Origin of the sequence: Streptococcus pseudopneumoniae (assembly GCF_001072925.1) — a bacterium.
Taxonomy (GTDB): domain Bacteria; phylum Bacillota; class Bacilli; order Lactobacillales; family Streptococcaceae; genus Streptococcus; species Streptococcus pseudopneumoniae_Q.
Map to the genome: position 1 here is coordinate 22,985 of NZ_JVHE01000097.1, position 6,534 is coordinate 29,518.

General features: G+C 37.3%; 7 protein-coding genes and 1 pseudogene. 1 reads left to right on the plus strand and 7 read right to left on the minus strand.

From position 1 onward, the window contains the following. Positions 1-199: 199 nt before the first annotated feature. The gene (locus ADH81_RS06130) at positions 200-448 is read left to right on the plus strand and encodes a hypothetical protein (RefSeq protein WP_049527311.1); all 249 of its coding nucleotides are present in this window, start codon (positions 200-202) and stop codon (positions 446-448) included. A 34-nt stretch (positions 449-482) separates the two neighbouring features. Here the strand turns inward: ADH81_RS06130 and ADH81_RS06135 are convergent, their stop codons facing one another. From ADH81_RS06135 to cadX, 7 genes and pseudogenes are all read right to left on the minus strand, one after another. Next, positions 483-692, minus strand: coding sequence for a hypothetical protein (locus ADH81_RS06135; protein ID WP_049527314.1), 210 nt, complete (start codon positions 690-692; stop codon positions 483-485). A gap of 70 nt (positions 693-762) precedes the next feature. Further along, on the minus strand, positions 763-1,230 hold the full coding sequence (gene nrdI, locus ADH81_RS06140; RefSeq protein ID WP_049527317.1) for a class Ib ribonucleoside-diphosphate reductase assembly flavoprotein NrdI: 468 nt from the start codon (positions 1,228-1,230) through the stop codon (positions 763-765). Positions 1,231-1,302: 72 nt separating this feature from the next. Then, complete coding sequence (locus tag ADH81_RS06145) at positions 1,303-1,836, minus strand: ABC transporter permease (RefSeq protein WP_049527320.1); 534 nt, start codon at positions 1,834-1,836, stop codon at positions 1,303-1,305. A gap of 61 nt (positions 1,837-1,897) precedes the next feature. Continuing rightward, positions 1,898-3,184, minus strand: coding sequence for a response regulator transcription factor (locus ADH81_RS06150; protein ID WP_049527323.1), 1,287 nt, complete (start codon positions 3,182-3,184; stop codon positions 1,898-1,900). Positions 3,185-3,186: 2 nt separating this feature from the next. Beyond that, a complete protein-coding gene (locus tag ADH81_RS06155) occupies positions 3,187-4,860 on the minus strand; it encodes a sensor histidine kinase (RefSeq protein ID WP_080979288.1) in 1,674 nt (557 codons plus the stop codon). Continuing rightward, positions 4,838-5,452 carry a YesL family protein gene (locus ADH81_RS06160; RefSeq protein ID WP_045763088.1) on the minus strand — a complete coding sequence of 205 codons (615 nt, stop codon included), beginning with the start codon at positions 5,450-5,452 and terminating at the stop codon, positions 4,838-4,840. The genes ADH81_RS06155 and ADH81_RS06160 overlap by 23 nt, the downstream gene beginning before the upstream one ends. Positions 5,453-6,392: 940 nt before the next feature. Next, positions 6,393-6,534: pseudogene (gene cadX, locus ADH81_RS06165) on the minus strand (Cd(II)/Zn(II)-sensing metalloregulatory transcriptional regulator CadX); the annotation flags it as partial.

Here is a 6,534-nt window from a genome sequence, read left to right on the forward strand (position 1 = left end):
TAGTCTTTCGATAGAAATATTATCGATTTCTACCGAAAGACGTCGTAATCTTAAAGTTACTGGAACTAAAGTTCCTAATTGTTAGACGCTAGCCGATTTTATGCGGACTAGCTAACTACTTCACTAGAATGACTTGAAAAGCGGAGACTCTTCGCTTTTCTCTTGCTATTCATTTCTTTATCACTTAGGGAGAATTTTTATGAGCCAATACGCTTATATCTTAGTTGTTATTAGTCTTCTTTTTCTCTTTCTTGTCAACAAATATGAAAAAGAGAAACTTCAAAGACTGCTTCAGGACCAACTATTGAAAGATCAAGATTTTCGTGCAACTATCAAAGAAAAAATCCAAACGATAGAAAACATCAACGATGTCATTGACTACATCAACAAAGGTTACCGTTTAGGAATTCCCATTTCAAAAGAAATCGTTGACGAAATTCGCAACTAACAAAAAGACTCGAGATGACATTTCTCGAGTCTTTTTATTTATTTCTGACAGCTAAGATTTCTACCAGGATAACAATCCCTAAGGATACCATGGTTCCAAGTGGTTCTACATTTTCATCAAAAATTTTCTCAGAGAACCGTAGCAGAGCAATCGCTAATAGTAGCAAGGCACTGCATAGCATAATATCCTTGAAGCTTGGTTTGCGTTTTATATACTTTAAAAATGATCTCTGTAGTTTATTCATTTCGTTTGTTCCCTTTTGGAGTAAATCCTTTATCCATAGAATAATGCTCTTCCTCAGAAAATCTAGCCTCTTACAAAGCTTCTAATTCATAGAGTTCCGCAATAATCCCTGCAACCTTCTTGATATCTCCCAGCATACCACGCATCTCAAAGTCTGCTAGAACAGGGAAACCAAAGCGCTGGCTGTATTGTTTAGCCGTCAAACAGTATTGGTTGTTAAAGTTACGGTTGCCTGATCCTACGACACCAAAACACTTACTGGCATTGTCTCCATAGGCGATAAAATCACCTACTGGAGTCGTCAAAATCTCCACATCTCCATTGTCAACACCATTGCCACCTTCTAAATAAGTCGGTAGAAAAGCCACATATGGGTTGGTCATTTCAAAGAAATCTTCTCCTTCCTTGACCAAATCTTTAATATGAATTTTTTCTACTTCAATATTCTCATACTGTTCTAATAGGTAAGCCTTCAATCGTGTTACGAAACTCTCCGTATTTCCGCTCAGACTGATATAGACTAAGGAAATTTTTTTCATTTTCTCCTCCTTTTTTGAATCATAAAAAATAACTACCAAGATTGTATCTTGATAGTTATCCTTTGTCAACTCTTAGACAAGTTCTTCCTCTTCTTGAGCTTCTGTTAATTCTTTTTGCTGACGCCACATCTTATAGAAGACGATTGCTAGGAAGATAACATTGAGTACGATCCCAAAAATAGCAGAACCTTTGGCACCAAGCTCCGCTCCCATACGGATGTTAGGGTCTGTAAAAAGTGAAACCGCATCCTGAACGCCGATAAAGTTGTAGATAGAACCAACGATGGCAACGAAGACATAAGCAAGATAAGTGTAGTTAGCCAATTGGATGTTTTTACGAATAAGGAAAACCAAAGCCACAACAACTAGAATAACAGATAAGACAACCAAGAGAATGCTGAAGACAGAATGACCATGCTCCGATACCTTAATGGTGTAATCAACGAGCTCCTTAGCATAAGTAGCATTAACACCTGATGCTGATGTTTCTAGATTGCTCATACTCTCCGCAGTAGGTACTGGAGATATGATTCCAAATAGTGACATTGCTGAGAGTAAGGCTGATAAAATCAGCAATACCCATAGATAGATTGGTTTCTTTTTCATCAAAGCAACCCCCTTATGTTTTTTAGTTTATTATAGCATATTTTAACAAGCAAAACAAATCCTACAAGTTTGCTTCCACCTGTTTACGGTAGGCTTTGGGAGACTTCCCACATAGTTTTCGAAAGACCTTATAGAAATAACCCACATTACTGTAACCAACCGTATAGCAAATATCCTCGATACTATCATTTGTAGATAGCAAGAGCTGCTGGGCAGCCTTGATGCGTTGCTTATTGAGAAGCTCTGCAAAGGTTGAATTGGTTTCCTTCTTGATTAGCTGGCCCAAATAAACGGGATTGATAAAGAGATCCTTGCTGATATCCTTTAGAGAAAGCTCTTTTTGGTAATCTCTACCAATGACCTCGAGCACGCTGACGACATTTTCATTCATGCGGTATTGGCCAAAGAAGGAAGTCAAGGTCTCCTTGGTATAAGCGACTAAGTCCTCAAAAGTTGTAATGGCATGGATGTTCTTGACGATATCTGTCATGTCGTCAGCCTTCAAATGCTCAAAAAGATGGAAAACATCCATAACAAACTGAGTAAAGAGCTGCTTAGTGATAGAGACTCTCGGTGTATTTTCAAGAACAATCTTCTCAAGTAAGGTCAACTCCTCGATAATCTGCTGGAGATTCCCCTGGATGATCACTCGATAAATGGGTTCGTAGTAAGAAAAGAGACTTTCAGATTGATCTAAATTAACAGTTCCATAGAAGAGTGCCTTTTCTACATTAAATTTCCATTTTTCAAAGTTGACTTGATAAGGGGCTTCAAAAGGCATGACCAACAAGCCATCAAATTCCTGATCAGCAAGGACAATTTGCCAATCTTGCCCCAGAACGTAGTAAGGAATGACAAAATTCCCTTGTTTTTCCTTGGAAAGTCCGATCCACCAATTTTCTTTTTGGCTGAGATGAGCCTTGAATGCTTCTTCATCTAGTTGCTGGCTCAATATTTCTGGCTCATGAGATTTTTCACCAAGCTGACTGGCAATCTTTTCAAGCAAGCGTTCAAGCTCAACCTTATCGACTGGTTTGACCAGATAATCAACGACATTGAGATTCATGGCTTTTTTGACATAGTCAAATTCTTGATAGCCTGAAAGGAGGATATAGTAAGCATTTGGCAACAACTCCTTCATCTCCCCAATCATCTCAAGCCCTGTCTTGTCAGGCATATTGACATCAGAAATGACAATATCTACGGGATGTTCTCGAACGTAGTCCAGAGCGTCGTCAGCATGATTGGCTGTTGCAACGACTTCCATATCCCATTTGTCAAAAGGAATCAAACGTTTGAGTCCTTCTGTAATCATGTACTCATCGTCAACTAAAAGTACTTTATACATCTTTATCCTTTCTCTTCATTTTGAATGGTGATTCGATAGCGAACACCTTCTTTTTCAACTGATTCTACACTGATGTCATAGCGGTCGCCAAAGTAGAGTACAAAGCGCTCATGCACATTGACAATCCCAATGGACTGACGTTTCTCACTATAATCCACCGTATGTTCGAAGGTTCTTTGAGCTAATTTATCCTGGATCTCTGCTAGCTTATCAGCAGGAATTCCACGCCCATTATCGGTTACCAAGATTTCAACATATCCTTCTTTTTTCAAGGCCTTGATACTGATCACATTATCTGTACGTCGATGATCAACTCCGTGGGCAAAATAATTTTCCACCAAGGGTTGGAGGGTAAATTTTGGAATGCGCATTTCTTCCAATCCAGGGTCGATTTTAAATCCGTAAGCAATGGATTTTGGATAACGCACCATACAGAGATAACTGTACTTCCGACAAAATTCCACTTCTTGCTTCAATGTTGTTTCTCGCTCATCAGAGATGTTGTTGCGCAGGAGACTACTGAATTCGTAGATAATATCCGCTAGTTCATTTTGGTTTTCCATGACCGCGTACATCCGTAGAAACTCCAGAGTATTGTACATGAAATGTGGATTTATCTGAGCTTGTAGGGCGCGCATATTGGCATCTTTTTGACTCAGTTCAAGTTGATAAATATCATGGATATTTCTCTCCAATCGATCCAACATATCATTTGTCGTCTCAGCGATTACAAGCAATTCCTGGTCTTTTTTCGTGAGATCAATTCTTTTACCTTGCTCCCCTTGCGCAATATCATGGATAGTTTCCACTAGATCAACAACCTGGGTTTGATACTTCGAAAATGTTTTTTTCAAGGTTACATATAAAATAACGATAAAGAGGAGACTCAAAGCAAGAATAAAAATCGAACTAGAGATACTCCCACTAAGGATATAATCCCTCGGAACTGCAACCTGAACCTGATAACCATGAGCTGTCTCATCTTGCAACCATTCCTCTCGACCACTTTTTTCACCTTGGTGAAACATATCCGTTTCAAAAGGAGAGGTGATGCTCACAGCAATTGGGATATTTCCTCGGGTATTGTCAATAGCCTTATAAAAAACATCAGAAGATACAGAGACATAAATAACACCAAGAGCTTGATCCGATACTGGATCCGATACTGGAATGGCGAAACTATTGGCATCTGGCTTGAAGGCATCTGCAGAAACCTTGTAACCACTACGATTGTCCCTCTTCGAAACATAAACTTCTGTCGAATCTTGCAAGACAATGGCTACACCCGTTACAAAATCATTGCGCACATAGAGGTCATCGATATTTTCATAAATGGATACAGAAATATAGGGTGATGCTTTACGCTCCAGTTGCCAATAGAAATAATCCGGTGTACTGAGGCTAAAATACTTATAAATTCCCTCGATTCGTGCTTGATTATCTACTAAACTTTGGGCTGAACGCGCTGATTCTCGATAGTAATACTCAACCTCACTCACTGTCCGAGTCAAAACCCGCTGGGAAACCTGTCTCGCTTCTTTTTCTCGACTATCCCAGTTTACATAGGAAATCAACAGAGCAAAACTAGCAATGATAACAATCATCACCCAAGTATAGGTTCGAAGGAGTGAATGAAGCCAAAATTGTTTCATTCTATTTGGACGCCAATTTTTCATGAATGCTTTCATAAACAGGCTCCAATAAATCACTAATAAAGAAATGCCACATACCAATCCCTACAAAAATAATGAGGGCTGGCATATAAAACCCAATAATGGCTAACAAGACGCTACCAAGAAGAACTTTAGCCACTGCTGACAAGCTCATAAAAATTCCGATAAAGGCAAGCTTTAAGGTATTTTGATAGGATAAGTCAAAATAAACTTGTAATTTTAGAGAAACTGTATACGCCAAAAAGACCAAGGCTACCAAAAAGATATTTAAAAATGTTGCTGCCAAATGGATAATGGTCTGATGCGGCAATTGGATCATGAGATACAAACCATAAATCAAGATCAAGTCAAGTCCCATAAAGGTGTAGAAACTGAGATTGCTTTTTACAAAATTGCTCTTATAAAGAGTCCATGCCTCTTTAAAACCATAGGCACGGTAAGAATAGCCATGTTCTGCAAATAAGCTCATGATAGTCGCACTAGCTGGCGCTATACCAAAAACCACACCTCCTGCTAGTGTCAATAACCAAAAATAAGCTGTAGCTATCATCCCCAAAAAGAAACGATGAAAGACTAGCTCAATAAAATTTCCCACGGTTTGCCTCCAAAAAAATAATCTAGAACTATTATAACATATTTCAAGCGCTCTCAAAAAAGAAGAGGAGAGAAAAGGTAGCAAGAGTTGAACCTGCTACCTTTTAGAAGCAAGTTCGGAGCAGGTATCCATCCTTGTCAAATGGCCAAATGTTAGTTTATAAAGGATAAATATAATTGTTTAATAATGTTATTTGTGCTATAATAAATATAGATAGAGATACCGATCAATGACCAAAGGAGTTTTCAGAAAAGATAAACATGTTTGCAGATTAAATACTTACTATTCAACTTATTTACTAGATTAACAAAATAACGAAAGGAGTATGAATCATGACTTTAAGAACTACTTTGTTTTGTGTTGCGCTTGTATTGACTCTTTTCTCTGATAAATTGTTCAAACAACAATATGTAAAAATCGTAAAAATAATTTGCGCTATAATCTTATTAGTCGCTTCATTATCATATCTGTTCTAAGTTATTTTAAGAATACAGGAATTTGTTTGTCCTGTATTCTTTTTTCTACCAAACGTACATTTATAAAATGAATAACAAGTTGATAAAATCAACCAAATTAGAGGCGAAAAAAGGTAGAGATTGAACTGAAATATAGTGAAATGTATTGAAATTGGAAAAAAGAAAAAACGCTTAAAATAAGCGTTTTTCTTATGTATTGATTCGTATTGAATGCTTACTTCACTTCTATCTACAGTTTCTAGATCTCTAAATATAATAGAGCTGAAGCAGTGGTAAAACAGATCATCAACAAACTTGGTAATATCTTAGAAAATAATTTCTTTATAGTCCAAGTCGGTTTGCTTTAAATTATACTTTTTTCTTAAACATTTGCTACGAGGAGGTCTTTCTTGTGTGTAATTTTCATCAAAAAATTTCATAGATAAGTCCTATATATAATCATGGTAAAGTAGTAAAAATAGTTGTTATCCTAGTTGATTAAAAAAGTCTTTGATTTCCTCATCTTTTATAAAATAATATATAATTTTCCCCTCTCTTCTAGTATCCAAGATGTTTTGATTGGCTAGTTTACGAAGATGGTGGGAGGCAGATGCCATACTGAGATTT

Excerpts from the sequence above, each read along its gene's own strand:
- ADH81_RS06130 (WP_049527311.1), top strand. The coding sequence starts at position 200 with ATGAGCCAATACGCTTATATCTTAGTTGTTATTAGTCTTCTTTTTCTC.
- ADH81_RS06135 (WP_049527314.1), bottom strand. The coding sequence starts at position 692 with ATGAATAAACTACAGAGATCATTTTTAAAGTATATAAAACGCAAACCA.
- nrdI (WP_049527317.1), bottom strand. The coding sequence starts at position 1,230 with ATGAAAAAAATTTCCTTAGTCTATATCAGTCTGAGCGGAAATACGGAG.
- ADH81_RS06145 (WP_049527320.1), bottom strand. The coding sequence starts at position 1,836 with ATGAAAAAGAAACCAATCTATCTATGGGTATTGCTGATTTTATCAGCC.
- ADH81_RS06150 (WP_049527323.1), bottom strand. The coding sequence starts at position 3,184 with ATGTATAAAGTACTTTTAGTTGACGATGAGTACATGATTACAGAAGGA.
- ADH81_RS06155 (WP_080979288.1), bottom strand. The coding sequence starts at position 4,860 with ATGAAAAATTGGCGTCCAAATAGAATGAAACAATTTTGGCTTCATTCA.